At 58.6% G+C, this 26219-nt stretch carries 23 protein-coding genes; 8 read left to right on the top strand and 15 right to left on the bottom strand.

The annotated features are described in order from the left end of the window. Window positions 1-66: 66 nt before the first annotated feature. Together AC13RM_RS15575 and AC13RM_RS15570 are read right to left on the bottom strand one after the other, a co-directional pair. Window positions 67-789: a nucleotidyltransferase domain-containing protein gene (locus AC13RM_RS15575; protein ID WP_374818272.1), complete on the bottom strand. Its 723-nt coding sequence runs from the start codon at window positions 787-789 to the stop codon at window positions 67-69. Window positions 790-939: 150 nt separating this feature from the next. After that, window positions 940-1410, bottom strand: coding sequence for an Lrp/AsnC family transcriptional regulator (locus tag AC13RM_RS15570; protein WP_374818274.1), 471 nt, complete (start codon window positions 1408-1410; stop codon window positions 940-942). 127 nt (window positions 1411-1537) lie between these two features. On the opposite strand from AC13RM_RS15570, the gene AC13RM_RS15565 reads away from it, so the two are divergent. Together AC13RM_RS15565 and AC13RM_RS15560 are read left to right on the top strand one after the other, a co-directional pair. Then, window positions 1538-2788: an argininosuccinate synthase gene (locus AC13RM_RS15565; protein ID WP_374818276.1), complete on the top strand. Its 1251-nt coding sequence runs from the start codon at window positions 1538-1540 to the stop codon at window positions 2786-2788. 128 nt (window positions 2789-2916) lie between these two features. Further along, window positions 2917-3834, top strand: a complete 918-nt coding sequence (locus AC13RM_RS15560) for an ornithine cyclodeaminase family protein (RefSeq protein WP_374818278.1) — start codon at window positions 2917-2919, stop codon at window positions 3832-3834. Window positions 3835-3873: 39 nt separating this feature from the next. On the opposite strand, the gene AC13RM_RS15555 is transcribed toward AC13RM_RS15560, so the two are convergent. From AC13RM_RS15555 to AC13RM_RS15545, 3 genes are all read right to left on the bottom strand, one after another. Next, complete coding sequence (locus tag AC13RM_RS15555) at window positions 3874-4452, bottom strand: nucleotidyltransferase family protein (protein WP_374818280.1); 579 nt, start codon at window positions 4450-4452, stop codon at window positions 3874-3876. A gap of 58 nt (window positions 4453-4510) precedes the next feature. Continuing rightward, window positions 4511-5134, bottom strand: a complete 624-nt coding sequence (locus tag AC13RM_RS15550; protein ID WP_374818389.1) for a P-loop NTPase family protein — start codon at window positions 5132-5134, stop codon at window positions 4511-4513. Window positions 5135-5333: 199 nt separating this feature from the next. Continuing rightward, window positions 5334-6236, bottom strand: coding sequence for a LysR family transcriptional regulator (locus AC13RM_RS15545; protein ID WP_374818282.1), 903 nt, complete (start codon window positions 6234-6236; stop codon window positions 5334-5336). A gap of 104 nt (window positions 6237-6340) precedes the next feature. Here AC13RM_RS15545 and hglS point away from each other — a divergent pair, with 104 nt between their 5' ends. From hglS to AC13RM_RS15530, 3 genes are read left to right on the top strand one after another with little or no spacing between them, the layout of a single operon-like run. Continuing rightward, on the top strand, window positions 6341-7735 hold the full coding sequence (gene hglS, locus AC13RM_RS15540) for a 2-oxoadipate dioxygenase/decarboxylase HglS (RefSeq protein ID WP_374818284.1): 1395 nt from the start codon (window positions 6341-6343) through the stop codon (window positions 7733-7735). Window positions 7736-7794: 59 nt separating this feature from the next. Beyond that, the gene (amaB, locus tag AC13RM_RS15535; RefSeq protein ID WP_374818286.1) at window positions 7795-9327 is read left to right on the top strand and encodes an L-piperidine-6-carboxylate dehydrogenase; all 1533 of its coding nucleotides are present in this window, start codon (window positions 7795-7797) and stop codon (window positions 9325-9327) included. Window positions 9328-9332: 5 nt separating this feature from the next. After that, entirely contained in the window at window positions 9333-10568 is a 1236-nt protein-coding gene (locus AC13RM_RS15530; RefSeq protein WP_374818288.1) for a pyridoxal phosphate-dependent aminotransferase, read from the top strand. Here the strand turns inward: AC13RM_RS15530 and AC13RM_RS15525 are convergent. After that, window positions 10565-10705, bottom strand: a complete 141-nt coding sequence (locus tag AC13RM_RS15525; protein WP_374818290.1) for a hypothetical protein — start codon at window positions 10703-10705, stop codon at window positions 10565-10567. The genes AC13RM_RS15530 and AC13RM_RS15525 overlap by 4 nt on opposite strands. Here AC13RM_RS15525 and ydiJ point away from each other — a divergent pair. Beyond that, window positions 10704-13742: a D-2-hydroxyglutarate dehydrogenase YdiJ gene (gene ydiJ, locus AC13RM_RS15520; protein WP_374818292.1), complete on the top strand. Its 3039-nt coding sequence runs from the start codon at window positions 10704-10706 to the stop codon at window positions 13740-13742. The genes AC13RM_RS15525 and ydiJ overlap by 2 nt on opposite strands. Window positions 13743-13823: 81 nt before the next feature. On the opposite strand, the gene AC13RM_RS15515 is transcribed toward ydiJ, so the two are convergent. Further along, window positions 13824-14927, bottom strand: a complete 1104-nt coding sequence (locus tag AC13RM_RS15515; protein ID WP_374818294.1) for a saccharopine dehydrogenase family protein — start codon at window positions 14925-14927, stop codon at window positions 13824-13826. 138 nt (window positions 14928-15065) lie between these two features. On the opposite strand from AC13RM_RS15515, the gene AC13RM_RS15510 reads away from it, so the two are divergent. Further along, on the top strand, window positions 15066-15497 hold the full coding sequence (locus AC13RM_RS15510) for an Lrp/AsnC family transcriptional regulator (RefSeq protein WP_374818296.1): 432 nt from the start codon (window positions 15066-15068) through the stop codon (window positions 15495-15497). 10 nt (window positions 15498-15507) lie between these two features. Here AC13RM_RS15510 and AC13RM_RS15505 read toward each other — a convergent pair whose 3' ends face one another. The 8 genes from AC13RM_RS15505 to AC13RM_RS15470 all read right to left on the bottom strand — a co-directional run bounded on the left by AC13RM_RS15505 (window position 15508) and on the right by AC13RM_RS15470 (window position 24740). After that, window positions 15508-16332, bottom strand: a complete 825-nt coding sequence (locus tag AC13RM_RS15505) for an ABC transporter ATP-binding protein (RefSeq protein WP_374818298.1) — start codon at window positions 16330-16332, stop codon at window positions 15508-15510. Next, the gene (locus tag AC13RM_RS15500) at window positions 16329-17318 is read right to left on the bottom strand and encodes an ABC transporter ATP-binding protein (RefSeq protein ID WP_285171984.1); all 990 of its coding nucleotides are present in this window, start codon (window positions 17316-17318) and stop codon (window positions 16329-16331) included. The genes AC13RM_RS15505 and AC13RM_RS15500 overlap by 4 nt, the downstream gene beginning before the upstream one ends. Before the next feature lie 3 nt (window positions 17319-17321). Beyond that, a complete protein-coding gene (locus tag AC13RM_RS15495; protein ID WP_015342901.1) occupies window positions 17322-18179 on the bottom strand; it encodes an ABC transporter permease in 858 nt (285 codons plus the stop codon). A gap of 3 nt (window positions 18180-18182) precedes the next feature. Further along, the gene (locus AC13RM_RS15490) at window positions 18183-19187 is read right to left on the bottom strand and encodes an ABC transporter permease (RefSeq protein WP_113231115.1); all 1005 of its coding nucleotides are present in this window, start codon (window positions 19185-19187) and stop codon (window positions 18183-18185) included. A gap of 117 nt (window positions 19188-19304) precedes the next feature. Further along, window positions 19305-21206 carry an ABC transporter substrate-binding protein gene (locus AC13RM_RS15485; RefSeq protein ID WP_374818301.1) on the bottom strand — a complete coding sequence of 634 codons (1902 nt, stop codon included), beginning with the start codon at window positions 21204-21206 and terminating at the stop codon, window positions 19305-19307. Between the two features lie 195 nt (window positions 21207-21401). Further along, the gene (arfA, locus tag AC13RM_RS15480; protein WP_374818303.1) at window positions 21402-22910 is read right to left on the bottom strand and encodes an arabinosylfuranosidase ArfA; all 1509 of its coding nucleotides are present in this window, start codon (window positions 22908-22910) and stop codon (window positions 21402-21404) included. 218 nt (window positions 22911-23128) lie between these two features. Further along, complete coding sequence (locus AC13RM_RS15475) at window positions 23129-24058, bottom strand: ArsR/SmtB family transcription factor (protein WP_095436627.1); 930 nt, start codon at window positions 24056-24058, stop codon at window positions 23129-23131. A 181-nt stretch (window positions 24059-24239) separates the two neighbouring features. Then, the gene (locus AC13RM_RS15470; protein WP_374818305.1) at window positions 24240-24740 is read right to left on the bottom strand and encodes an invasion associated locus B family protein; all 501 of its coding nucleotides are present in this window, start codon (window positions 24738-24740) and stop codon (window positions 24240-24242) included. Between the two features lie 360 nt (window positions 24741-25100). Between AC13RM_RS15470 and AC13RM_RS15465 the strand changes: the two genes are divergently transcribed. Then, window positions 25101-26123 (top strand): LLM class flavin-dependent oxidoreductase, encoded by a 1023-nt coding sequence (locus AC13RM_RS15465; protein ID WP_488555244.1) that lies wholly within the window; start codon window positions 25101-25103, stop codon window positions 26121-26123. Window positions 26124-26219: the final 96 nt, after the last annotated feature.

The following is a 26219-nucleotide window of genomic DNA, read 5'->3' as shown; positions in this document are numbered from 1 at the left end:
GGAATGTGTGAGCATTGCAATGAAGAATTTCAAGCTTAAAATTTTTGATCAGCGCATAACAATCAATCACGAGACGAGGCTCTTTCGTCTCGCTTGTTGCGATGCCATGCGCTTGTCACCAGCGAAAAATGGACCACCATGCCGATCCAGCTCGCGATGTGTGAGGTCGCACAATGCCTTCACCTCTCCCGCTGAAGCCTGCCTGAAGGCATCGTCGAAGCTATCGGCCAGGTCCAGAGCCACGTCACACAGCAGGCGAGGAATCCATTTGCCCCTGCCCGACCATTTGCCTCGCCCAAGCAGCATAAGGTCCGCCAAGGGCTGGTAGAGTTGCGCTGCAATCGCGCGTGCCTCTGGAGCTGCCGGCTCTCCATGCAGGTCATCGAGAAGATCGGTGATCTGATATTTCAGAGCATTCAGCTTCTCACCTTCCAGCTCTGGTGGGCTGGCACGGAGGATATCGGAAGCATAGTCTTTCCAGATCTGCCCCTTGCCCGGATTTGGCCCGAGAATCTGGCCCGTCGCAACCATATGAATAATGACGGGGTAGCCGCGCGCAATATCGCTCTCAAAGAAACAGCTGAGCGTCTCCGGGTCGTGAACAAACACTTCGAATGGGAGCTCGCCTTCGATAAAGGTTTCGCGCCAAGCGGTTTCCAGCCGATCAAAGACCACGACCAGATCAATGTCGGAGCCCTTTCTTCCCTCACCTCGTATGATCGACCCTGAGGCAAAGGCAAAGGAATAGCTAGGAAAACGGCTGGCGAGAACCGAGCGTGTCGCCTGCATTGCCGTTTCGAATATGCTCATTTCGCTCTCCAAACATCAATTGTCTCGCGGGTTCGATATGTCCGCCAGGGTCCGAGCAGGCGGGCATCGGCTCCGTAAGCTGAACGGCACTTCGCCGTCGCCATACTTGGCCGACGGCTGGCTGAAATACTAAGAGGCCAAGGGCAATTCGAAGCTTCGCTTCAGCGTTTCCATCGGCACATCGGTCTTGACGTTCAATACGCTCGGGATGCGAGTCAAGTGATCGGCCTGAAAGCGCCAATAGCTATGAAGATCGGCCGTCACGATGCGCAGGATGGCATCACATTCTCCCGTGGTCAGATAACATTCCATGACTTCGGGAAACCGTCTGACAGCCTCCGCGAATTGCAGGGTGACCTGTGCATCCTGCGTCTTGAACCAGACGCGTGCAAACACGGTGAGGCCCGCACCCACCTTTGCCGGGTCCAGAACGGCAACGTAGCGATCGATAATGCCTGCATCTTCCAGCAATCGCACCCGGCGAAGACAGGGGGACGGCGACAACCCCACTTCCCTCGCGAGATCCACATTGGAAATGCGTCCGTCACGCTGCAGCACCTTGAGAATACGCCGGTCTATCTTATCCAGAGTCGATGACACTATATAGCTCCTAGGAACAGGAAAGTGGCATAATATGCCAAATTCTCTCGTATTCTCGAACTCTTTGCAAGCTCATTGCGCAGGGATTGGCCTATCGTTTCATGCATTAACATGGAGACGAAAGCCGATGACCAAAAAGCTCAAGAAAGTCGTACTCGCCTATTCGGGAGGCCTGGACACATCCATAATCCTGAAATGGCTGCAGCAAACCTACGGCTGCGAAGTCGTGACCTTTACCGCCGATCTTGGCCAAGACGAAGAGCTTGAGCCCGCCCGCCGAAAGGCCGAGCAATTGGGCGTCACAGACATCAGGATCGAGGATGTCCGCGAGGAATTCGTTCGGGATTTTGTTTTCCCGATGTTCCGGGCAAACGCGCTCTATGAGGGGCAATATCTCCTCGGCTCCTCCATCGCCCGCCCGCTCATCGCCAAGCATCTCATCAATATCGCACGCGAGGTGGGTGCCGATGCCATTGCTCACGGCTCCACAGGCAAGGGCAATGACCAGGTTCGTTTCGAACTGGCGGCCAATGCGCTCGATCCATCGATCAAGATCATCGCGCCGTGGCGCGAGTGGGCCATCCAATCGCGCACCCAGCTGATCGAATACGCCGAAGCGCACCAAATTCCCGTGCCGAAGGATAAGCGCGGCGAGGCTCCTTTTTCGACGGACGCAAATCTCCTGCACACATCTACCGAGGGCAAAATCCTGGAAAACCCGGCCGAGATCGCGCCATCCTATATCTACCAGCGCACTGTCGATCCTCGGGACGCACCCGACGAGCCGGAGATCATCGTCATCGGCTTTGAAAAGGGCGATGCCGTTTCCCTGAATGGCGAAGCGATAACGCCCGCAGGCCTCCTGACGAAGCTCAACCAATTGGGTGGCAGGCACGGGATCGGCAGGATTGATCTCGTCGAGAACCGTTTCGTCGGGATGAAATCGCGCGGCGTTTACGAAACGCCCGGCGGCACGATCCTGCTCGCCGCCCATCGCGGCATCGAATCGATCACGCTCGATCGCGCCGCTGCACATTTGAAGGACGAGATCATGCCCCGCTACGCTGCACTGATCTATAACGGCTTTTGGTATTCGCCCGAGCGGGAAATGCTGCAGGCATTGATCGATCGGAGCCAAATCCATGTCAGCGGCGAAGTGACGCTCAGGCTCTACAAGGGTTCAGCCAGTGTGATCGCCCGCACCTCGCCCGCCTCGCTCTATTCTACCGACCTCGTTACCTTCGAGGAAAGCTCCGGAGCATATGATCACCACGACGCCGAGGGCTTCATCAAACTCAATGGCCTACGCCTGAAGAGTTGGGCAATGCGAAACGCCAGGGTGGCGGCATCACGAGATGCGGTCCTAAAAAGCAGATAGGTTAAGCTGCATAATTCATGCCCATCGATACCCCGCCTCCTTTTTTCCGACCTGCTGTGGCCGGCCGCCATTGACCTCAAGTGCGCCTGAGGTTGCAGAGTGGCCAGGCACACGGAGGTCAACCTTCGATGAAGATATTGAAAGACGAGGATTTATGCCCTGCCACAGTCATGCGCGGGGCAATCGATGCCTTGGAAGCAGCCTTCCGAGCCAAGGCGGCCGGCAAGCTGGTGTCCCCACCCCGGCATCACGTCTCCTTTCCCGATCGTGGAGACATCGTGTTTACGGTCGGAGGCATCGATGGCGAGCGGCCGCTTGCCGGCTTTCGCGCCTACGAGACCTTTGCCGGCGGGCAGCATGCACAAGTCGTCGCCGTATGGCGTGCCGACACGGCCGAACTGCAGGGCGTCATCTTGGGCGAACGGCTCGGCCAGATCAGGACGGGGGCAATCGGAGGCATAGCCATTCATCACCTCAGCGCTCCAACCGCCAGCACGGTTGGCATCATTGGCAGTGGCGCGCAGGCGCGAACGCAGCTCATTGCCGCTGTTGCCGTTCGCGACATAGGCTCTGTCCATGTCTTCAGCCGAAACCCGACAAACTGTGCCGCCTTTGCTGAAGAGATGCAATTGGAACTCGGCATCTCCATTGAACCGGTTACAAGTGCGGCAAAAGCCGTGGCCGATGCCGATATCGTGTTATGCGCAACAAGCAGCGACAGGCCGGTGATCGATGCTTCGGATTTAAAAGCCGGCGTCCACATCAATACGATCGGCCCGAAGACGCTCAAGGGACATGAACTCGGCCTGGACGTCGCGAACATGGCCAGCCTCATCGCTACGGATTCTCCTGAGCAAACGTGCGCCTATGCGTCCCCATTTTTCCTTTCCGGAACCATGCACGAAGAGCGAATGCTCGATCTTGCTGCTATAGTCGCCGGTCAGGCGTCTGGCAGAACATCTCCTCTCGACACCACGCTCTTCTGTTCGGTCGGCCTCGCGGGTACGGAAGTCGTTGTAGCATCGGCCATATTCGACATGATCTGACATCCGGTCGGAAATCACGCGGCTGAGCCTCGAAACTCCTCAGCTGTCCCAGCCAACGATCGTCAGCCTCGGCCAGACTGCAATCCAGCGATTGACTTTCTGCTCGTAGATCGCCTGCGTGATCTGCTTCTTGTTGGGGCGCACGACGCCATTCAGCAGATCGGGAAGACCGAACGGAGCACAATATTCCAGGCCCGCGCCATTGGAACGCAAACCCACGGCGGTTGCCGTGGTCGGAAAAGTGGTGATGGCATCCAGGGTCGATTTGTAAGGCGGGATCGGGTATCCGAATTTCGCTTCGTACCAGCAGTGAACCCGGGCTTCGTTCTTCACATCGATCCAGACCGGCAAATCGGGAAAGAGCCCGCGGATCCGAGCGGCATGATCGGCCTCCGCTTGTTCAGACAGATCATCGGCATCGAAATAAACAATGTCGAGGTCATTGATCCCATGAGACAGAGGCAGCCCGAAGGCATGATTCCAAACGGTCTGGGCAACGGCTCCTGCCACCAGCCAGCAATCTGGCAGTGCAATCTCATCCCAGCGCCGGAGAAGCGACATGAGCAAAGCGCTCTTGAAGACGATATCCTCCAGTTCGGCATGTTCACTTATCGTCATTGCCCCACCCGACTGGAAATGGCCCTGCGGCCATGGTGTATGGCCTTGCCTCCTGTATTTAAGCACGATTCTCGGCTTTAATTGTAGACTTGGTCGCTGTATCCGACTGGCTCTCATCGGCTTTGCGTGCAAGCCGGAGCAGCCGATCCATTTCGCCGTGCGAATTCAAAAGGACGACCGGCACTTGCGGCCCATACAGGTCGATACTTCGAACAAACAGAGGCGCATATTTCCTCTCGAAATTCCAGATATAGGAGAGGAAAGCCCTATCTGGCAGAGGTTCAGGGCAACCTTCGGCCATTGCAGGGCGAACTGTTCCATAGTGCCGCGAAACCCTCTTCGCCAGACCAAATAATGCGACATGCCTGGGCACTCGAACCCAAAGGACAAGATCGGTGCGCGGCAATCTCAGATCAAAAGTGGATGCGCCGCTGCCATCCATGACCCACCTCTCGCGTCGCGCCAGCTCGACGATAATCGACCGCTGCCCTTCCCTTTCGCGCTCTTTCCAACCGGGCAACCATCGAACGTCCCGATCTAGCGATTGAAACTCCAAACCGAATATACTCGCGATCTTCTGGGAATAGGTCGTCTTGCCGCCTCCGGAGCAGCCAATGACAAGTACCCTGTTGGCGCCGGCAAGTAATGCAGCAGCTTCGGGCAGCAAAACATAGTTTGGCAAAGGTTCCTCCCGTCCGATGCGGATGTCTAAGTCGCGCGACACTATTCTATCAGCGGGGCGCTCCGGCCCGTTAGGATGTCCACGCACTCCAAATAAAATCGTCTTGAACGCCCAACGATTCAAATCCATTTAGATTGGCTCATCTGCGACGATTTTTTCGCCTCGCAGCAGCAGACGCAAATCAGCGCTGCGGCATCATCTACGATTGCGGTGTGACCTCACTCAACAGCCAATCCTGAAATAGTGTCGCAGTCTCGTTCGTCTGCTTCTTTTCCGGCATGACGACGTAATAGCTGTTCTCGGTCGGCATCGGCAGATTAAACAGCGGCAGAAGCGTGCCGGCCTTGAGTTCATCCTCGATCAGATAGGTCGGCAGAAGCGCCACACCGAGCCCGGCGATGGCTGCTGCGATGATCATGGAAAACTGGTCGAAGCGCGCGCCGGGATAGGCATTCTCCGTCGGCAGCTCCTGCAGATCGAACCATTGCGCCCAGAGCTTCGGACGCGTCGTCAGATGCAGCAGCGGGGCTCTCGATAGTTCTTCCGGCGAGATCAGACCCAGCCGTCCGGCAAGCTCCCGGCTGGCGACGGGGAGAACGGTTTCGTTACAAAGAAAAGTCGCGACGGCTCCCGCCCATGCCGGCAGGCCGTAGTGAATGGCGAGATCGAAATTATCCTCGTCAAAATTGAAGGGCTTGGAGCGTGATTCCACGGTGATGGCGACATCGCGATGTTCGTCGAGAAACCGGCCGAGACGCGGCACCAGCCAGCGCGTGCCGAAAGTCGGCAAGGTCGCGACCTTCAGCGATAGTTTCATCTGACCGGCGGCGACGGCGCCGATCATCAGCCGCTCGGAGCGCAGGAGCAGATCCTTGACCTCCGGCAACAGCCGAAGCCCGGCCTCAGACAGGACGACCCGCTGACGGACACGTTCGAACAACTTCAGGCCCGTCTGCTGCTCCAGATCGCTGATCTGACGGCTGACGGCGCTTTGGGTCAGGTTGAGTTCTTCAGCGGCACGCGAAAAATTCTGATGGCGCGCAGCACATTCGAATGCCTGAAGATTGACGATGTCAGGGATAAGGCGCCGACGCATGATCATTCCATTTTCGCATCAAGTTAGAATTCTCTCTCACAACACCAGCCGTCCAACAAGAGATATTCTGCGAGATAAGAATGATATAGCTTTTCAGGAAGAGATCGCACATGAAGCCTGATCACGTCTCGACCGGCGATATTCGCAGCGCTTTTTCAGCCGCCATGTCGGCGATGTATCGCGAAGAAGTTCCCGCCTACGGCACGCTCATGAAGCTGGTCGCCCGCGTCAATGACGAAACGCTGGCGGCACAGCCCAAGCTGAAGGAGCGCCTTGAGGCGACGGACTATCTCGATCGCATCTCGGAGGAACGGCACGGCGCCATCCGGCTCGGCACTGCGGCGGAGCTTGCGATGATGGCACGGGTCTTCGCCGTCATGGGCATGTATCCCGTCGGCTATTACGATCTGTCGACCGCCGGCGTGCCGGTTCATTCGACCGCATTCCGCCCGATCGGCGATGCGGAGCTGAAGCGCAATCCCTTCCGCGTCTTCACCTCGCTGCTGCGGCTCGATCTCATCGCCGATGAAGATCTTCGCAAGGCGGCCGCAGACATTCTCGCGAAGCGCCAGATTTTCACCGATGGCGCCGTCGCACTCACCCAAAAGGCCGAGCGTGAAGGTGGCCTGACCATGGCCGACGCTAGCCAGTTCGTCGACGAGGTGCTGGAGACCTTCCGCTGGCATGACGAAGCCAATGTCGATGCCGGCATGTACCATCGCCTCCATGATGCCCATCGCCTGATTGCCGATGTCGTGTCCTTCAAGGGGCCGCACATCAACCATCTGACGCCGCGCACGCTGGATATCGATCGCGTCCAGGCGCTGATGCCCGATTACGACATCGCCCCCAAGGCCGTTGTCGAGGGGCCGCCCACGCGGGCCTGCCCGATCCTGCTGCGCCAGACCTCGTTCAAGGCGCTCGAAGAGCCGGTCTCTTTCCGCAATGCCGATGGCGTCTGGGAAGCGGGCTCGCACACCGCCCGCTTCGGCGAGATCGAGCAGCGCGGCATTGCGCTGACGCCGAAGGGTCGCGCGCTTTATGACAGGCTGCTCGATCAGTCGCGCAAGATCGTATGCCCGGCTGCCGACGGATCGAATGCGCGCGATTATGAGGCCGCTCTCGCTCAAAGCTTTGCCGATTTCCCGGATGACTGGGCGGCAATCCGCGCCGAAGGCCTCGGCTATTTCACCTATTCGCTGACAGCCAAGGGCAAGACTGCCGCAACGAGCTATGGGGATATCGACGCGCTGATCGACCAGGGCCTCGTCCAGTTCGACCCCATCGTCTACGAGGATTTCCTCCCCGTCAGTGCTGCCGGCATTTTCCAGTCCAATCTCGGCGATGGTGCGCAGCAGGACTTCGTCGCCAGCCCGAACCAGCAGCGCTTCGAAGCCGATATCGGCATGAAGGTGCTAAACGAATTCGACCATTACGCCGGCATCGAACAGGCATCGATCGACGCCTGCCTACGGGCATTATCCAAACAAGATGCCGCCGAGTGAGATGATGCGGCGATATCAGCCGCGCGCCACCCGGATCAAGACAAGTGGAGTTTCAAACGATGAACATTGCAGCCAAGACCACATCCGTTGCAGCCGAAGCTGCCGCCATTCTCGAAAAGCTCGGCGTCGACAAGGTGCTCTACACGCAAGGCGACATGCCCTCCTATTCCCCGGTCACCGGCGAGAAGATCGGCAGCCTCAAGACCGTTTCTGCCGATGAAGCAGCGAAGAAAATCGAGAAGGCGCATGCAGCGTTCCGCGCTTGGCGCCTCGTGCCGGCCCCGAAGCGCGGCGAACTGGTGCGTCTGCTTGGCGAAGAGCTGCGCGCCGCCAAGGACGATCTTGGCCGGCTGGTATCGATCGAAGCCGGCAAGATCCGCTCCGAAGGCCTCGGTGAAGTGCAGGAAATGATCGACATCTGCGATTTCGCCGTCGGTCTTTCCCGCCAGCTTTACGGCCTCACAATCGCAACCGAACGCCCGGGCCATCGCATGATGGAAACCTGGCATCCGCTCGGTGTCGTCGGCATCATCTCCGCCTTCAATTTCCCGGTCGCGGTCTGGTCGTGGAATGCGGCGCTGGCGCTGATCTGCGGCGATGCCGTCGTCTGGAAGCCCTCGGAAAAGACGCCGCTGACCGCCCTTGCCTCGCAGGCAATCCTCGATCGTGCACTTGCCCGCTTCGGCGACGCGCCGGAAGGTCTTTCGCAGGTACTGATCGGCGATCGTGCGATCGGCGAAATCCTGGTCGACCATCCGAAGATGCCGCTCGTTTCGGCAACCGGATCGACGCGCATGGGCCGTGAGGTCGGACCGCGGCTTGCCAAGCGCTTTGCCCGCGCCATCCTCGAACTCGGCGGCAACAATGCCGGCATCGTCTGCCCCTCGGCCGATCTCGACATGGCATTACGCGCTATCGCTTTTGGCGCCATGGGTACGGCCGGCCAGCGCTGCACGACGCTGCGCCGTCTCTTCGTCCACAAAAGCGTCTACGATCAGCTCGTTCCGCGTCTGAAGAAGGCCTATCAGAGCGTATCGGTCGGCGATCCCCTGCACTCTTCCGCGCTCGTGGGCCCGCTGATCGACAAGGCGGCGTTCGACAACATGCAGAAGGCAATTGCGGAAGCAAAGGCGCATGGCGGCTCCGTCACCGGTGGCGAGCGTGTCGATGTCGGCCATGCCGACGGCTATTACGCAAAGCCGGCGCTGGTGGAAATGCCGAAGCAGGCCGGTCCGGTCATGGAAGAAACTTTCGCGCCCATCCTCTATGTCATGCCCTATGACGATTTCGACACCGTCATCGATGAGCACAATGCCGTTGCCGCCGGCCTGTCCTCCTCGATCTTCACGCGCGACATGCAGGAATCCGAGCGCTTCCTTGCCGCCGACGGCTCCGATTGCGGCATCGCCAACGTCAATATCGGCACCTCGGGCGCTGAAATCGGCGGTGCATTCGGCGGCGAGAAGGAAACCGGCGGCGGCCGCGAATCCGGCTCGGATGCCTGGAAGGCCTATATGCGCCGGGCGACCAACACCGTGAACTACTCCAAGGCCCTGCCGCTGGCGCAGGGTGTCTCCTTCGACATCGAGTAAGCTCCATGACGATCGCCACGAAAATCGAAGAGTCGGGCTTCAAGCCCGCTTCGCGGATCGCCTCCATCGGCGTCTCCACCATTCTTCAGATCGGCGCGCGCGCCGGCGCGATGAAGCGTGACGGCCTGCCTGTCATCATTCTCGGTGCGGGCGAACCGGATTTCGATACGCCCGACAATGTGAAGGAAGCGGCCAAGGCCGCCATCGATCGGGGCGAAACGAAATATACCGCGCTCGACGGCACGCCGGAGCTGAAGAAAGCGATCGCCGGAAAGTTCAAGCGCGAGAACGGCATCGACTACGCGCTTGATGAAATCACCGTGGCGACAGGCGCGAAACAGATCCTGTTCAACGCCTTCATGGCGTCGATCAATCCAGGCGACGAGGTCATCATCCCGACGCCCTATTGGACCTCATATTCCGATATCGTCGAAATCTGCGGCGGTGTGCCCGTTCTGATCCCCTGCGATGCCAAGGCCGGTTTTCGCCTGCAGGCTGATCAGCTCGAACAGGCGATCACGCCGAAGACGCGCTGGCTGTTGCTCAATTCGCCATCGAACCCATCGGGTGCCGCCTATTCCAAGGCCGATTATCTGCCGCTGATCGAGGTGCTCCTGCGTCATCCCCATGTCTGGCTGATGGTCGACGACATGTATGAGCATATCGTCTATGATGGCTTTGAGTTCACCACACCCGTTGCGATCGAACCGCGTCTCAAGAGCCGGACGCTGACGGTCAACGGCGTTTCCAAGGCCTATGCCATGACCGGCTGGCGCATCGGTTATGCTGGCGGTCCAAAGGCTCTCATCAAGGCTATGGCGGTTATCCAGAGCCAGGCGACCTCCTGCCCCTCCTCCGTTAGCCAGGCAGCGGCCGTTGCTGCGCTGAATGGCCCGCAGGACTTTCTTGAGGGTCGGAAGGCAAGCTTTCAGCGTCGGCGCGATCTGGTGGTTGGTCGGCTTAACGCCATCGAAGGCCTGGATTGTCTTATGCCGGAAGGCGCCTTCTACACATTCTCCGGCTGCGCCGGCGTGTTTGGAACGACAACGCCATCGGGAAAGATGATCGAGACGGATGCGGATTTCTGCGCCTACCTACTGGACGAAGCCCATGTAGCCGTCGTGCCCGGCTCAGCCTTCGGATTGTCGCCCTATTTCCGTATTTCCTACGCGACGTCGGAAGCCGATCTCGTCGAAGCCCTCGATCGTATCGAAGGGGCTTGTGCGGCGCTCCGACGCTAGAACGGCGGCGGCAGACGCGCAAAACAGCTGCCCATCCGGAACTGCGTGAAAACAAAGAGATAGAGCATTTCCATAATTCCGTTTAAAAGCGGGAATGCTTCAATCATCGCGTAAAACGCCGGAAGTCTTCGCATCATGATACCACGCCTCGTTTCGGCGAAAGACAGTTTGCAACATCAGACAGGCGCCTTCGCCCGTCGACTATCAGCACTCGGCTTTCAAGGAGATGTTGAGACGGATGATGGCGCGCGGACGGTCGCCTCGACCGACAATTCCATCTATCAGGTCAAGCCGACGGCAATTCTCTATCCGCGCGGCGTCGATGACCTGAAGATCATCGCCAAAGCCATATCCGAACCTGCCTTTTTCGATCTTGTCATCGCTCCCCGCGGCGGTGGCACCGGAACGAACGGACAATCCCTGACCTCGGGCATCGTCGTCGATTGCTCCCGGCATATGAACCGGATCCTGGAGATCGATCCTTTTCGAAAGATCGCCCGTGTCGAGGCCGGTGTCGTTAAGGATCAGCTCAACAAGGCGCTGAAACCCTATGGGCTATTCTTCGCGCCCGAGCTTTCCACCTCCAACCGCGCCACGATCGGCGGCATGATATCCACCGATGCCTGCGGCCAGGGCTCGTGTCTCTACGGCAAAACCAGCAACCATGTTCTGGGCCTGCATGTGGTGTTCTCAGACGCTAGCGACTGGTGGTCGCGCCCGCTAGCCGAGACCGAGCTGAACGAGATCAAGGCGCGTGACGATCGGATCGGCGAAATTCACCGGGTGGTGGATGCAATCGCCAGGGACAAAAGCGAGCTGATCGCGGCGACCTTCCCCAGGCTCAACCGATACATGACCGGCTATGATCTTGCCCATATCAGGCGCGAGGACGGCCGCTTCGATCTGAACGCGGTGCTTTGCGGCTCTGAAGGCACGCTGGCCATGATCGCCGAGGCCGAACTCAACGTGCTGCCGATCCCTGCGCAATCGGCCCTCATCAACATCCGCTATGGCGATTTCAACACGGCGCTGGAGGATGCGCGGCAACTGGTGGCGTTGAAGGTGGCCTCGGTCGAGACGGTCGACGAGAAAGTGCTGGGTCTCGCCAAGGGCGATATCGTCTGGAGCGGCATCGCCCGCTTCTTCCCCGAGGATGCATCTGGCGCCGCCAACGGCATCAATATCGTCGAGGTGCTGGCCGACGATAGCGACGAGTTGGAGCGCAAGCTCGCAGATGTCATCGCCGCGCTTGATGACCACTCTTCAGCGCGCCACAAAGGCTATACAATCGCACGCGAAGAGGCCGAGATCGAAGCAATCTGGTCGATGCGCAAGCGCGCCGTCGGTCTGCTCGGCAATGTCGAAGGACCGGTGCGCCCGGTGCCCTTCGTCGAGGACACCGCCGTTCCACCCGAACATTTGGCTGCCTATATAAGGGAATTCCGAGCCCTTCTCGATACCGAGGGGCTGGATTACGGCATGTTCGGCCATGTCGATGCCGGCGTGCTGCATGTTCGCCCGGCGCTCGATCTTACCCGCGCTGACCACCAGCCGCTCGTTCGCAAGATCAGCGACCGCGTCGTTGCCCTCACCCGCAAATATGGCGGCGTGCTCTGGGGCGAACATGGCAAGGGCGTTCGCTCCGAATATGTTCCTGAATATTTCGGCGAGCTTTATCCGAGCCTGCAGGAAATCAAGCATGCGTTTGATCCGGAAGATCGCCTCAATCCCGGCAAGATTGCATCCGGCGCGTCGCGACCGTTGCTTAAGATCGACGAAGTGTCACTGCGCGGTGACTTTGATCGTATCATCGGCAACGACATCCGTGCCGCCTTCGACAATGCAGTCTATTGCAATGGGAACGGCGCCTGTTTCGATTTCGAGGCTACAAGCCCGATGTGCCCCTCCTTCAAGGCAACGGGTGATCGGCGCTATTCACCGAAGGGCCGCGCGGCGCTGATGCGCGAATGGCTGCGCCTGCTAGCTGAACGGCAGATCGACCCACGACGCGAAGCCGAAGCTCAACGCCGCACCAACCGTTTCGGCAATTTCTTGCGGCGAGTAGTCAACTCGCTCAATCCGGGCAATCGCGACGATTTTTCCCATGAGGTGAGGGCGGCAATGGATACCTGCCTCGCCTGCAAGGCCTGCGCCGGCCAATGTCCCGTCAAGGTCAGCGTCCCGGCCTTCCGATCGAAATTTCTGGAGCTCTATTACGGTCGATACCTTAGGCCGCTGAAGGACCCGATCGTTGCGGCCATCGAAACGACCTTGCCGCTGATGGCGCGCTTCAAGCCGGGCTACAATCTGCTCACCGGGTCGACCGCCGGCCAGGCCTTGATGCGGTTTGCCGGTCTCACCGCCCCTCCCGCGATGCCTGCAGTATCGCTCGAACGGGAAGCCGCTCGTCTCCGCGTGCGGGTTGCTACTCCGGAACTGTTGGGAAAGCTCTCCGCAGAGGAGCGAGCCCAAGCGGTCGTCATCGTTGCCGATGTCTTCTCCACCTATTTCGATCCGGCCGTCGTCATCGCAGCGCTCAAGCTCGCCCTGAAAATGGGTTTCAAGCCGTGGCTCGCCGGATCACAGAACAACGGCAAGGCCTTGCATGTGCACGGCTATCTCGGTCGCTTCGAGAAAGCGGCGGCGAAATCGCGAGATTATCTCGATCGCATCTCGCAAATGGGCATTCCACTTGTCGGCATCGATCCGTCAATGACGCTGACCTATCGCAGCGAATATGCGGCTCTGCCATCCGCCAAGCTGCACGCGCCGGTGCTGCTGCTTCAGGAATGGCTTGCGGCCAATATTGACCGAATATCAGCATCAGAGGCTGTGCCGCACGAACGCTTCACGCTGCTTGCCCACTGCACGGAGAGAACGAATGCACCGGCTGCTCTCAAGCAATGGTCCGTGCTCTTCAGGAAATTGGGGATCAAGCTCGACATGGCCGATGCCGGCTGCTGTGGCATGGCCGGCACCTTCGGCCATGAGGTGCGCAATCGCGCCATTTCGGAAAAGCTCTACGCGATGAGCTGGCAGGAAAAGATCGCCGAAAACGGCAATCAGACGGTGGTGGTTATGGCGACCGGCTTTTCCTGTCGTTCACAGGTCGCCAAGATCGATCATCAGACCATCCCGCACCCGATCGAGATCCTCGAGCGGCTGATTGATTAGCCTTCAGAAAGTTTCCTCAACGGCCGAAATACATGTGGCGCCCGAAGGCGCCACGTACAAAACATCAAATAAAGTAACCGCTTAGACGGCTTCTCTCATCCTGATTTTTTCCAGGCTGTAAACCTGCCCGAAGCGATTGGCGAGGAAGTCGCCGAGATCGATTTCTTCCTGGCAGACGAAGCCCTTGGAGGGCAGTTTGCCCTGGGCCAGCAGATCGAGCACGGTGGTGATGCCGGCTGCGGTGGTGATCTGGATGGCGCTCATCTTCTTGCCCGCAACAATGCCTGCATAGACCTTATTGGCATAAGTCTCCTGCATGTAGCGGCCGTCGCGCCAACCGCAGACGGTGACGAAAACGACGACCACGTCCTGCATGGTGGCAGGCAGTGCGTTCTCGAAGAGATCCTTCAGCACATCGCGCCGGTTCTTGAGGTTGAGGTCGTTGAGCAGCGCCTTGATAATGGCCTGGTGGCCGGGATAGCGGATGGTGCGGTAGTTCATCGTGCGCACGCGGCCAGCTAGCGTCTTGGCGAGCGTGCCGAGGCCGCCTGACGTGTTGAAGGCTTCATAGGTGACGCCGTCGAGCGAAAATTCCTCGCGCTCTTCCATGGCCGGCACGGTGACAAGCTTGCCTTCGACGATCGCTTCGCAGGGCTCGATATATTCGTTGATGAGGCCGTCGGTGCTCCAGGTCAAATTGTAGTTCAGGGCATTGGATGGATATTGCGGCAGCGCGCCGACGCGCATACGCACGCTGTCGAGGCTGTCGAAGCGCTTGGCAAGATCATTGGCGACGATCGAGATGAAGCCTGGCGCAAGTCCGCATTGCGGGATGAAGGCAGTATTTGCTCCCTGAGCCAGTTCCTCGACCTTCTTGGTCGTCGCGACGTCTTCGGTGAGGTCGAGATAATGGACGGCGGCTTCAAGTGCCGCTTCCGCGACGAAGCCTGTGAGATGGAACGGTGCGGCCGACAGAACGGCGAACCTGCCCTTTAGAACGCCAACGAGCCCGGCGCGGTCGGCAATATCGACGGCGGCGGTGGAAATCGCAGGATGGTGGTCGATCTTGTCCAGCTGTTCCTGGCTGCGGTCGGCGACAACGACCGTGTAATCGCCCGTTTCGGCCAGCATCAGAGCAATTGCCCCACCGATCTTGCCCGCGCCGATGACCACTATGTCTTTCATATGACTCCCCTGCATTTCATTGATAAGATTTTTATAAGTGTAGGTAGGAGTTGAACGATTCATAGCGACAAAAAATGCATTTCGTTGTAGAAAACTATACAAACTGACGAATGGAATTTGCAAAATGCAGGAGCCGCCATGCAGGTTACCGATAAGGACCGCGAACTGATCGCCTTGCTCGGCCAGAATGCCCGGATGCCCGTCGCGACTCTCGCCAAAAAGCTGTCGCTGTCGCGCACCACCGTTCAGGCGAGGCTCGAACGGCTGGAGCGGGAGGGTGTGATTGCGGGCTACGGCGTGCGGCTGTCGGAGACCTATCTGTCCGGCCTCATCCGGGCGCATGTGCTGATCACGATCGCGCCGAAAGCGCTGTCGGTCGTGACCGCATCGCTGAATGCGATCCCCGAGGTCACGACGCTTCATTCCGTCAGCGGCACGTTCGATCTGATCGCCATTATCGCAGCACCGTCGATCTCCGAGCTGGATCAGCTGATCGACGGCATCGGCACGATCGACGGCGTCGAACGCACCCTGTCATCAATCATTCTTTCGACCAGGATCTCGCGTTGAAAGTGGCCGATTACGCGATCGAGACCGGCTCCATCTCGGGTGTAGTGGAAAGCACCGCTTCCTTCAAAGCCTGCGAATAAGGATGCTGCGGATTGTCGAGGACGGCGCGCGCACCGCCCTGCTCGACGATCTCCCCTTTCTTCATGATGATGATGCGATCGCTGATATAATAGGCGGTCGCCAGATCATGGGTGATGTAGATGATCGACAGCCCCAGCTCTTTCTTCAGCTGACCGAAGAGATTGACGATCGCCATTCTCAGCGAAGCATCGACCATCGAAACCGGCTCATCGGCCACCAGCAGACGGGGCTGCGGTATGAGCGCGCGAGCGATGGCGGTTCGCTGCAGCTGGCCGCCCGAAAGCTCATGCGGAAATCGCCCCTTCACCTCGGCAAGCGTCAAGCCGATATGGGCAAGCGCCTCGTCTGCGATACGCTCGACATCGGTTCGGCTTGGCCTTGGACCCATCGGCGCAAAATTTCTTGCCGTTTCAAAAAGATATCGATCAACCCTCTTGAGTGGGTTGAACGCTTCGAACGGATTTTGAAGGACCGGCTGCACCTCCCGCATGAAGGCGCGTCGTTCGGACCGGCCGTGAATGGCCACTGGTCTGCCGCGAAAATTCAGGCTGCCCGATGTCGGCGCCGTCTGGCCGAGGATCATCGACGCAATGGTGGATTTGCCGGAGCCCGACTCGCCGACGATAGAAAGGATTTCCGGCTCTTCTCCCAGGCTCAGGCTGACATCGCGAACCGCCATGATATGACGACGACTAAGCATACCGCCCTGACGATAGATCTTGCTGACATGCGAGAGAGAAAGAAGGTCGCTCATCGCGCTCCTCCCGTCACCGCGAAACAGGCGACACGCCGGTCCGGCTCGACGCTCACCATAGGCGGCACTTCGCGGCTGCAGATATCTATGCGCTTCGGGCAACGCGGATGAAAACGACATCCTTCCGGCGGCATGGCGAGATTGGGCGGCCGTCCTTCCAGCGACGGCCGGGTCGAGGCATCACCGATCCGCGGCAGGCTTGCGACCAGATGCTGCGTATAGGGATGGAGCGGCAGCTGGAAAAGCTTGCGCGTCGGCGCCTCCTCCACCAACCGGCCGGCATAGACGATGCCGATACGATCGGAAACAGCGGCATGAACGCCCATATCATGGGTGACGAACAGGAAGGACGACCCCATCTCGCGCTGTATTTCGCGGATCATCTGGAGCACGTCGCGCTGGACGATGACATCGAGCGCCGTCGTCGGCTCGTCGGCGATGATGAATTCCGGCGTCAGGATGGTCGCAAGCGCGATCGTCATGCGCTGGCGCATGCCGCCCGACAATTCATGCGGATAGGCGTCGAGAAGATTCGCATCGAGCTTCAGCCGCTGAAGGTGAGCACCAACCCTATCGAAGAAGGTGCCGCGATCGGCCTTCATGTGGCGGAAGGCGAAATCCGTGAAGGAGTGCCGGATGCGGCGCACGGGATTGAGCACGTTCATCGATCCCTGCATGATATAGGAGAGATGCCGCCAGCGAAGCGATGCCCGCTGCTCCGCCGTCATGGCGTAAATGTCCTGAGTCCCATTGTTGAAATGGAATTTGACGGCACCGGAGACGACGCGCAGCGGCGGCCGGATGGCGCCCGCAATCGTCTTGATCAACGTCGTCTTGCCGCTGCTCGATTCACCGGCAACGCCATAGATCTCGCCGCGGCCGATCGACAGGCTGACATCGTCAACCGCCCGCACCTCGCGATCGACACCATAAAGGAAGGCCCGGTAATAGGCCCTAAGGTTGTTGACCTCGACGACAGCCTCCATCCCTCAGCCTCCCATCCGGTTCAAACGACTGCGGGGGTCGTTATATTCATTCATTGACATCGACAGCAGGAAGAGCGCCATGAACAGCACCACGATGGCGGCAACCGGCGCTGCAACCCACCACCATGTTCCGGCGATCAGCGCCGAATGCGCATTGGCCCAGTAGATCATCATGCCCATGGTCGGCGTCTCGATATCGGTAAAGCCGAGCACCGCAAGCGTGATCTCCATGCCGATCGACCAGATCATGTTGTTCATCGTGGTGGCAAAAACGATCGGCAGCACATAGGGCAGATGCTCCTCGACGAGGATCTTGCGCATGCTCATGCCGGAATAGACGCTCTGCGTGGTGAAAGGCCGCGTCTTCAGGCTGATCGCCACGGAGCGGATCAGGCGCGCATCGTAGGACCAGCCGAGCGAGGCCATGACGATGATGAGCACCGTCCAGGTCATTTCATCCTTGAGCACGAAGTAGAACAGGATCAGTAGCGGAAACTGCGGAATGACCATGATGCTGTCATTGATCGCCATCAGCACACGATCGACGGCACCTCCGGCATAGCCGGCCACCAGCCCCACGACAAGCGAGATGATGCGCGAGAGAATGGCGACGCCGATGCCAAAATAGAGTGTGTTGCGAAGCGCTGTCGTCAGCTGCCAGAAGACATCCTGACCACGCGATGTGGTACCCAGCCAGTACTGCCCATCCGGCGGCATGTCGGGCGGCAGCAGATAAAGATCGGCCGGGCCATAGGGCGAGAAATAGGACAGGATCACCAGCCCGACGATGATGGCGAGCAACAGAAGACCGAAGAGGAATTCCATATTCTGGCGTGCGAGGTCACGAACGATCGTCAGCATGGCCTACTCCACCTTGATGCGCGGGTCGATCAGCGGACCCAATATGTCGATGATGAAGACAGCCGCGGCGACACCGACGATCGACAGCGCGCTAAGCCCAAGGACGAGACTGTAGTCGCCTGCGTGCACGGCCGAAATCAGGAGATTGCCGATACCGGGATAGCCGAAGACGATTTCTGTGATGACCGTGCCGTTGAAGACCGCGCCAAGGGACATGGCAAGGCCGGTGAACTGCGGCACCATGGCATTGCGGGCGATGTAGGAGCGCAGGATCTTGCGCTTCGGCACGCCGCCGAGCTCGGCGAAAACGACGTAATCCTCGGTGATGATATTGGAGACCAGCGCCCGCATGCCGATGAGCCAGCCGCCCGTCCCGACAAGGATCAGCGACAGCGCCGGCAGGATGGAGTGGCGGAGAATATCGAGCACCAGTGTAACGGAGAGATTGAGGTTGGTGTTCATCTCGTAGCCGCCATTGATCGGCAGGATCGGCCAGACATAGCCGAAGAGAATGATCAGCACGAAGGCGAGAATGTAATAGGGGATCGGCTGCATGGCGATGAACACTAGGCTGACGGCCTTCAGCACCGAGCTCTTACGATAATATCCGGCGAGCGCGCCGATCGCGTTGCCGAGAATGAAGGTCAGGATGACGGAAACAGTCATCAGGCCGATCGTCCAGGGCAGCGCCCTCGCAATGATGGCGGAAACAGGCGTGGGAAAGGCCGAAAGCGAAGGCCCGAGATCACCGGTCGCAAGACGCCCCCAGAAATGCAGATATTGCTGCCAGATGGAACCCTCGAGACCATAAAGCTCACGCAACGACTGACGCATCAGCTCGACGGCGCGGGGATCGGATTGGCCCATCTGCTGGATGGTCCCGATGCTTTCCTCGACAGGATCGATCGGTGTCATGTGGGTGATGAAGAACGTCGCGGAAATGCCGAGGAAGACAACGAGCAGGAATTGGCCAAATCGTTTCAATACGAAAACTGGATAGGACGTCATGCCGCCGTCTTCCTTACTGCTTGCGCTTCATCATGAATTCAAAAGATTCGCCGGACCTGCCTAGTGTCCGGCGAAAGGTGCCTGATGCGGCGGTTGTCGCATCAGGGTCGGGAGAAATCAGGGCTGGGCCGGCTTCAGCTTGACCATCATCAACCGGGAGTTCGCCCAATTGGGAACGGGGTCCGTATAGGGGTCGGCAATGGTCGGATAGCCTTTCCAGTAAGTCGTATCCATCGAAGTGAAGACGTTATAGGACATCAGCGGAATGGTCGGCATCTGCTGCGCGACCAGCTTCAGATAGTCCTTGCCAAGTTCGATACCCTTCGGATCATCGGCGCTGACGCGGCGAATATTTTCGATGATCTTGTCGAGATCCGGATTGGACCAGCGCTGCCAGTTACGGGGCGCCTGGTTCTCGCCCTTCTTGGCGACGAACTCCGAATGCCAGCTGTCGAGGAAGAAGGACAGATCGGGATCGCCGCCCCACGTCTCGACGCTCCATGCGATCGCAACCTGGTAGTTGCCGGGCTGCAATCCCGCCTGCCAGACGCTGGTGGATGGAGCAGCTTTGGAATCGATCCCGAAGGCTGCCCATTGCTGCGCGATCAGCGTGCCCGCACGCGTAAAGACGGAGCGAGTGTCGCCTTCGACCGTCAAACGGATCTTGAACGGCTGTCCGTCAGGCGTCATCCATTTGCCGCCCACCTTCTTAAAGCCGGCCTTTTCCAATAGCTCAGCGGCGGCCTGCGGATCTGGCTTCCACCAGCCATAGCCGAAGGCAGCGCTGATGGCGGCCGGATCGGTCGGGATCTGATCCTTGTATTTCGGCTGCTTGCGCAGGATATCCGCAATCTGCTGACCGATCGTCGGATCATAGGGCTTGATCTTGCGCTTGCCCGTATCGATCTCGAAATTCTTCAGCCAATCCTGCATCGGCGCCTGATAATCCGTCATCGCGATCGCCGTTGGCGGAACGCCAAGTGCGGAGAGCGTGGCCGCGCCACGATAGCTCGCCATGTCGACGGCCTTGATATCGATCAGCAGTGCCAGCGCCCAGCGCACGTCGGCATTCTGGAACAGCGGATCCTGATTGTTGAAGATCACGGCAGGCAGCGTCGGATCCGGATGCGCGAAGGGGAAACCGGGGAACCAGCTTTCGACGGTCTTCGACTTTTCCTTCAGCGTGAACATGCCTTCCGGCGTGTTGTCATGAATGATATCGAGATTGTGCTCAAGCTGAGCGATCGTGCGCTTATCCGGCGGACCTGGATCGACATAGGTGACATATTTTGGGGCCGGCTCGCCGAAGCGGGCAAGCGATGTGCGCTGCCAATCGTCGCGCTTTTCCCAGGTGTACCATTTACCCTGCGGATCGAACGCCTTCAGCTTATAGGCGCCAAGCGAAACGGGATTGGCGAAATCGTAGCGAACCGGATCGGCCACCTTTTCGAAGACATGCTTGGGCATGATCCAGGCGCCGTTCCAGCGAACGGTGAAGATCGCATGGAAACGTGAATTTGGCTTCTTCAGCTTGAAGACGACCGTATAAGGATCCGTTGCTTCGACGCTGGCGACCTGCACCGAGAAGGCCGCGCTCCAGTTCATGCCCGGATGGTCCATCTGGGTCTTGACGGTGTAGACCACATCGTCGGCGGTGAATTCCACGCCGTCGCTCCAATAGAGGCCCTTGCGCAGTTTCACCGTCATCTGGGTGAAATCGTCATTATATTGCGGCTTGTCGGAAGCAAGGGAATTGTCCCAGGCCGAACCGCCCAGACCTTTCTCCGGATCGATGTACCAGAGCGTGTCCATCGTCAGCTGCTGGAGGCCGGTCGAAACGCCGCCGCCGCCATTGACCCAGATGTTGAACCAGCCCGGATTCTTGATCGTTCCCTCAGGGTTTTCGACGATCAAGGTCTCCTTGCGGGGCAAGGCGGTATAATCTTGAGCCTTGGCTGCCGCTATGAGGCCGAACGTGGCCAGCGCGACGCCGAAGGCAAGCTTCTTCCACTGCTTCATGATCTCCTCCCGTTTTTATCGACTGCGCGGCACACTCCAAGCAATGGTGGGTAGACCGCGATTTTCACCCCTTTTTCCCCGGCCAGCCGCTCAAAGCAGCGTGCGGCGGTCCGGGCCTGCAACGGGTCGTCGGTCGCCTCCTCGCGACCATCAGACCGTTTTCGGTGCCGGAGTGCATACCCCGGCGGCAAAGCATCACACCGCGAGCCGGATCACGGTGTAGGATAGCGGCTTCAGCGTAGCGCGAAGCCGGCCATCCTCGATCTTGGCATCGCCTGTATTGGTTGGTACGACCGCGTTCGGATGCGCTGCCGTGTTGGTTGCCTGCAGATCGCTGTGGACCATTTCATGCTGCTCGACGACACGGGCTCCGGCAAAGCCTTCGAGACGTGTATCTAGATCGAGCGCGCTGTCAGGATGCCGGTTGACGGCAAAGAGCGTGACCATTTTGCCGAGCTCATCGTGAACGGCCGACACATCAAGATAAGGCACATCATCGGCCTCGTCGCTGTCATAGGTCGGACCATCCGTGACAAGACGCAGCGCATAGCCGCGACCGTATTTCGAGGCGAAATAGAGCGGATAGTAAATCGTCTGCCGCCATGCGGGGCCGCCATCTTCCGTCATGATCGGCGCGATCACGTTGACAAGCTGGGCGATGCAGGCAATGCGAACACGATCAGAACGGCGAATGAAGGTATTGAGAATGCCGCCGACCTGCAGCACGTCCTCGAAATTATAGACATCTTCAAGCAGATGCGGCGCATCCGGCCATTCATCGCGGGCAAGGATCTCTTTATCCTGCTGGTTGGAGTGATACCAGACGTTCCACTCGTCGAAGGAAATGCCGATCGTCTTCTTCGACCGCTTCTTCGCCTTGATATAGTCGATGACGCCGCCGATGGTGACGATGTAGCGATCGAGTTTCTCGGCCTTGGCGAGATAGTTCAGCGTGTTTTTCTCGCGGTTGGCGAAATACATATGTAGCGAGATATGGTCGGCGCTGTCGTAGCACTGATCCAGGACCTCAGCTTCCCAATCGGGATAGGTCTTCATGTCGGAATTGGACGAACCGCAGACGACGAGTTCGAGCGATTTATCAAAGCCGCGCATGGCCTTGGCAGTCTCATCGGCCAGGCGTCCATATTCGTAAGCCGACTTGTGACCGACCTGCCAGGGACCGTCCATTTCATTGCCGAGGCACCATAGCTTCACCCCGTGCGGATCGGCCCAGCCATGCTTGCGCCGCAGATCCGACCAGTATGTGCCGCCTGGATGGTTGCAATATTCAAGGAAGTTTCTCGCCGCATCCAGCCCGCGCGAGCCGAGATTGACGGCAAGCATCGGTTTGGTATTGGCCTTCTTGCACCAATCAACGAACTCATTGACGCCGATCTGGTTGCTTTCGCGCGTCCGCCAGGCAAGATCGAGACGCACGGGGCGCTCGGACCGCGGCCCGACGCCATCTTCCCAATTATAGGCCGAAACGAAATTACCACCGGGATAGCGGCAATAGGGCGAGTTGAGCTCGCGCACCAGCTCAATCACATCCTTGCGAAATCCGTTCTCGTCGGCAGTCGGATGGCTCGGCTCGTAGATGCCGCCATAAATCGCCCGACCTAGATGCTCCAGAAAAGAGCTGTAAAGCCGATCATCGATGTCGGCGATTCGGAAATCACGGTGAACGATCACATGCGCCTTCACGGCCTTCCTCCCATATATATCAAATATCTCGTTCTTATACCTTGATCTTGATACACTTTTGAGAGGCCGTCAACGCACTCGAGGCGGAAAATATCGCAATAGCCACGAAGGCAACACTCGCGAATGGGCGAAATGCTTCGCACAATCAGCCATTTACGAAAAATACGACTTATGGGAATTTAACTCTGCCGATATACTATATATCAAAAATTATGATACTATTGGGCCAAATCGATGCGCATGAGGATATCGCGGCCATAATTGCCGAAACCGCGGCCAAAAATATTGATGCCACCGGTGTTGCGCGCATCGTCGGCAATGCCGATCCGCAGGCGGATCGAGGAATGCTGGCTGATGGCGAGATCATCGATCGTTACATCGGAAGAGGCAACTCCGTCGATAAAGGTGCCCTTCTTGGAGATTCGCCAGGTCTTGAGCTTGCCGTATTGAGAGCCTTCCAACTTCCACCAGCTTGGCGTGAAGGCCCCGCGCTTGTCACCGTAATCGCCGGGAGACGTCCATGTGCCGACAGCAACGCCGTTGATCCAGACCGTGATGTCGGACGGCCAGTCCGGATTGGTGCCAGGCACTTCGGAGGACAACTCCATCGAGAATTCGATGGCATTGACATTCCTGTTCAAGATCTTGGCATTGTTCGGGAATTTATATTCGACATGGCCGCGCCCGAACCAGAGAAGACCAGCCTGCATGCGCTGCGGATCGAGAAAATAGTCGGGAACATCGAGCAGGCCGATGACGCCCTCGGTCGAGCACAGGCCGCATGGCGCATGCGTCTCGCAGCTCGTATAGAGGCCGATCGGCATGGCGACTTCGATCACGTCCTCATCATGCTTGAAGGCCTGATCCTCGAAGCTCAGCAGGATCTCGTCATAAAGCGCAGTGCAGATCTTCTGGTAGCCTTTACGCGCCTTCGCAGCCTTGGTTTCGACAAGGCCGGCCTCCTCGAGGATCATGATACCAGTCGCGACGGTCGATTGCGGCAAATCCAGTTCCCGGGCGATCTCGTTGACATTCAACGAGCCCCTTGCGCAGAGCAGCTTCAGCATATCGACGCGCGCCGGGGCCGAAAGCGCCCTGAAGACCGCAGCGTTCTCACCCGCATAAATTGTCAGAAAGCCGCGCTGCATGAAATCCTGAATTCCCCATCAATACGTCTCATTTATATCAGGATTTTTGATTTCACAAGAGATATCAGTTCGAAAGCCCGGAGTGGCGCCTTCTCCGCGGAATGGGAAGACGCCAATCCGCTTGGCCGTTACACAACCCACCGCAACGAAATCGCCGGTAGATCCTCGGACGCCGCCGGCCTCACCGGCAAGTCTCTATTCGCTTCAGGGCAGCGGTAATGCCGGAGAGAGAGTAAGAATAGCTCGTCTCGGTGCCACGCTTCGAGGTTGCCTGCAGCTGCAGCTGCGCGCCGCCCTTCATGGCATTGACCATGGTCGGCTCCTGCGATTCGTTCCTTACCCAACCGTGCCTGTCTTTTGTAAACATCGGGAATGTCTTGTCGCCAACCGTCGCCGTCATCTGCGCGCCGTCTTTCAGGTCATAGCCCATTGCTGCTTCCGGAACCAGTTTGTCACCGGGAGACAAGCGCGAGACAATGAAGAAATTGTCGCCGTGGTCGACACTGGCGGGCTGCTGCGTAACCGGCCTCGATAAAACATAGCAACTGACGCTGTCGCCGGATTTATAAGAATATGCACCCCAGTGATCGAATTGATCGATACGGACGGGCACTTCCGCATGCGCGATACCGGCACTGAATGCGACGAAGACCAGAGCGGGGGCGAGATTTCTTGCAAACATAGTTTCCTGCCATTTCTTGTTTCAAGGACATTGAAAGCGAGAGATGCACTCACACGCGCGGCAGTTTCGGTGCGGTGCGTTATCCGATTGTTAATGTCTTCGTTAAAATTTGTTCATGTTAGGAAACACGCAGGAAACCATATATGGGAAGAACACAACCTCGTCGGCATTGACGATCAGTTCACAGTTTGCGCTGTTCCATCCGCTGCATCCATGCACATATAGCCGCCTGAACCTACGGCTTTTGTAAGCCATGCTATGAAGACGTAAACAGGTGGCGCCTTGGACGCCCCGTGTGTCTGCATGGAGATGTGTGATCCGCAATAGGCTGTACCAATCGGATTATAATAGGATGGTATCATGAAGAAGATCGGTTTCCTTTCCTTCGGCCACTGGACGCCCTCGCCCCAGTCGCAAACGCGCTCGGCTGCCGACACGCTGCTGCAATCGATCGATCTGGCGGTCGCGGCCGAGCAATTGGGCGCGGATGGCGCCTATTTTCGCGTGCATCATTTCGCACGCCAGCTCGCATCGCCCTTCCCGCTGCTGGCAGCTGTCGGCGCAAAGACCAGCCGCATCGAAACCGGCACCGCCGTCATCGATATGCGCTATGAAAACCCGTTCTACATGGCCGAGGATGCGGGCGCTGCCGATCTCATCGCCGGCGGCCGGCTGCAGCTCGGCATCAGCCGCGGCTCGCCGGAACAGGTGATCGATGGCTGGCGCCACTTCGGCTATACGCCGATGGAGGGCGAAAGCGACGCCGACATGGGGCGCCGGCACGCCGAAGTGCTGCTCGATCTCTTGCGCGGCGAAGGATTTGCACAACCCAATCCGCGGCCGATGTTCCCCAATCCTCCCGGTCTCTTGCGTCTAGAGCCGCATTCCGAAGGCTTGCGTGACCGAATCTGGTGGGGTGCGTCCTCCAATGCCACGGCCGTATGGGCGGCAAAGCTCGGCATGAACCTGCAAAGCTCGACCCTCAAGGACGACGAGACCGGCCAGCCCTTCCATGTCCAGCAGGCCGATCAGATCAGGCTCTATCGCGAGGCCTGGAAAGAAGCCGGACACAAGCGCGAGCCGCGGGTTTCGGTCAGCCGCAGCATCTTCGCGCTGGTGAACGATCTCGACCACGCTTATTTCGGCCAGAGCGGCAAGGATGCTGACAAGATCGGCTTCATCGATGAAAAGACACGCGCCATTTTCGGCCGCAGCTATGCCGCAGAGCCGGATGTGCTGATCGAGGAGCTGGCAAAGGACGAGGCTATCGCTGCGGCCGACACACTGCTGCTGACGGTGCCGAACCAGCTTGGGGTCGACTATAACGCCCATGTCATCGAGAGCATCCTGACTCATGTCGTACCGGCGTTGGGTTGGCGCTAGGACGGTCCTGAAACAGGAAGAGACGGGACTGATTGCCCGCGCAAGCTGACCTTCGCGGCAGTCGTTTCAGATTTTATCCGCTGCGGGGCACATGCT

The sequence above is a fragment of the Martinezella sp. CNPSo 3732 genome, assembly GCF_057784515.1.
This window is presented reverse-complemented; position numbering and strand designations above follow the sequence as displayed.

What these genes read in the sequence shown, in the direction of transcription:
- AC13RM_RS15545 (WP_374818282.1), bottom strand. Translation starts at nt 6,236, where the DNA reads ATGATCATGCGTCGGCGCCTTATCCCTGACATCGTCAATCTTCAGGCA.
- hglS (WP_374818284.1), top strand. Translation starts at nt 6,341, where the DNA reads ATGAAGCCTGATCACGTCTCGACCGGCGATATTCGCAGCGCTTTTTCA.
- AC13RM_RS15485 (WP_374818301.1), bottom strand. Translation starts at nt 21,206, where the DNA reads ATGAAGCAGTGGAAGAAGCTTGCCTTCGGCGTCGCGCTGGCCACGTTC.
- AC13RM_RS15515 (WP_374818294.1), bottom strand. Translation starts at nt 14,927, where the DNA reads ATGAAAGACATAGTGGTCATCGGCGCGGGCAAGATCGGTGGGGCAATT.
- AC13RM_RS15490 (WP_113231115.1), bottom strand. Translation starts at nt 19,187, where the DNA reads ATGACGTCCTATCCAGTTTTCGTATTGAAACGATTTGGCCAATTCCTG.
- AC13RM_RS15500 (WP_285171984.1), bottom strand. Translation starts at nt 17,318, where the DNA reads ATGGAGGCTGTCGTCGAGGTCAACAACCTTAGGGCCTATTACCGGGCC.
- AC13RM_RS15565 (WP_374818276.1), top strand. Translation starts at nt 1,538, where the DNA reads ATGACCAAAAAGCTCAAGAAAGTCGTACTCGCCTATTCGGGAGGCCTG.
- AC13RM_RS15530 (WP_374818288.1), top strand. Translation starts at nt 9,333, where the DNA reads ATGACGATCGCCACGAAAATCGAAGAGTCGGGCTTCAAGCCCGCTTCG.
- AC13RM_RS15555 (WP_374818280.1), bottom strand. Translation starts at nt 4,452, where the DNA reads ATGACGATAAGTGAACATGCCGAACTGGAGGATATCGTCTTCAAGAGC.
- AC13RM_RS15560 (WP_374818278.1), top strand. Translation starts at nt 2,917, where the DNA reads ATGAAGATATTGAAAGACGAGGATTTATGCCCTGCCACAGTCATGCGC.
- AC13RM_RS15465 (WP_488555244.1), top strand. Translation starts at nt 25,101, where the DNA reads ATGAAGAAGATCGGTTTCCTTTCCTTCGGCCACTGGACGCCCTCGCCC.
- AC13RM_RS15475 (WP_095436627.1), bottom strand. Translation starts at nt 24,058, where the DNA reads ATGCAGCGCGGCTTTCTGACAATTTATGCGGGTGAGAACGCTGCGGTC.
- AC13RM_RS15505 (WP_374818298.1), bottom strand. Translation starts at nt 16,332, where the DNA reads ATGAGCGACCTTCTTTCTCTCTCGCATGTCAGCAAGATCTATCGTCAG.
- amaB (WP_374818286.1), top strand. Translation starts at nt 7,795, where the DNA reads ATGAACATTGCAGCCAAGACCACATCCGTTGCAGCCGAAGCTGCCGCC.
- ydiJ (WP_374818292.1), top strand. Translation starts at nt 10,704, where the DNA reads ATGATACCACGCCTCGTTTCGGCGAAAGACAGTTTGCAACATCAGACA.
- AC13RM_RS15470 (WP_374818305.1), bottom strand. Translation starts at nt 24,740, where the DNA reads ATGTTTGCAAGAAATCTCGCCCCCGCTCTGGTCTTCGTCGCATTCAGT.
- AC13RM_RS15575 (WP_374818272.1), bottom strand. Translation starts at nt 789, where the DNA reads ATGCAGGCGACACGCTCGGTTCTCGCCAGCCGTTTTCCTAGCTATTCC.
- AC13RM_RS15510 (WP_374818296.1), top strand. Translation starts at nt 15,066, where the DNA reads ATGCAGGTTACCGATAAGGACCGCGAACTGATCGCCTTGCTCGGCCAG.
- AC13RM_RS15525 (WP_374818290.1), bottom strand. Translation starts at nt 10,705, where the DNA reads ATGATGCGAAGACTTCCGGCGTTTTACGCGATGATTGAAGCATTCCCG.
- AC13RM_RS15495 (WP_015342901.1), bottom strand. Translation starts at nt 18,179, where the DNA reads ATGCTGACGATCGTTCGTGACCTCGCACGCCAGAATATGGAATTCCTC.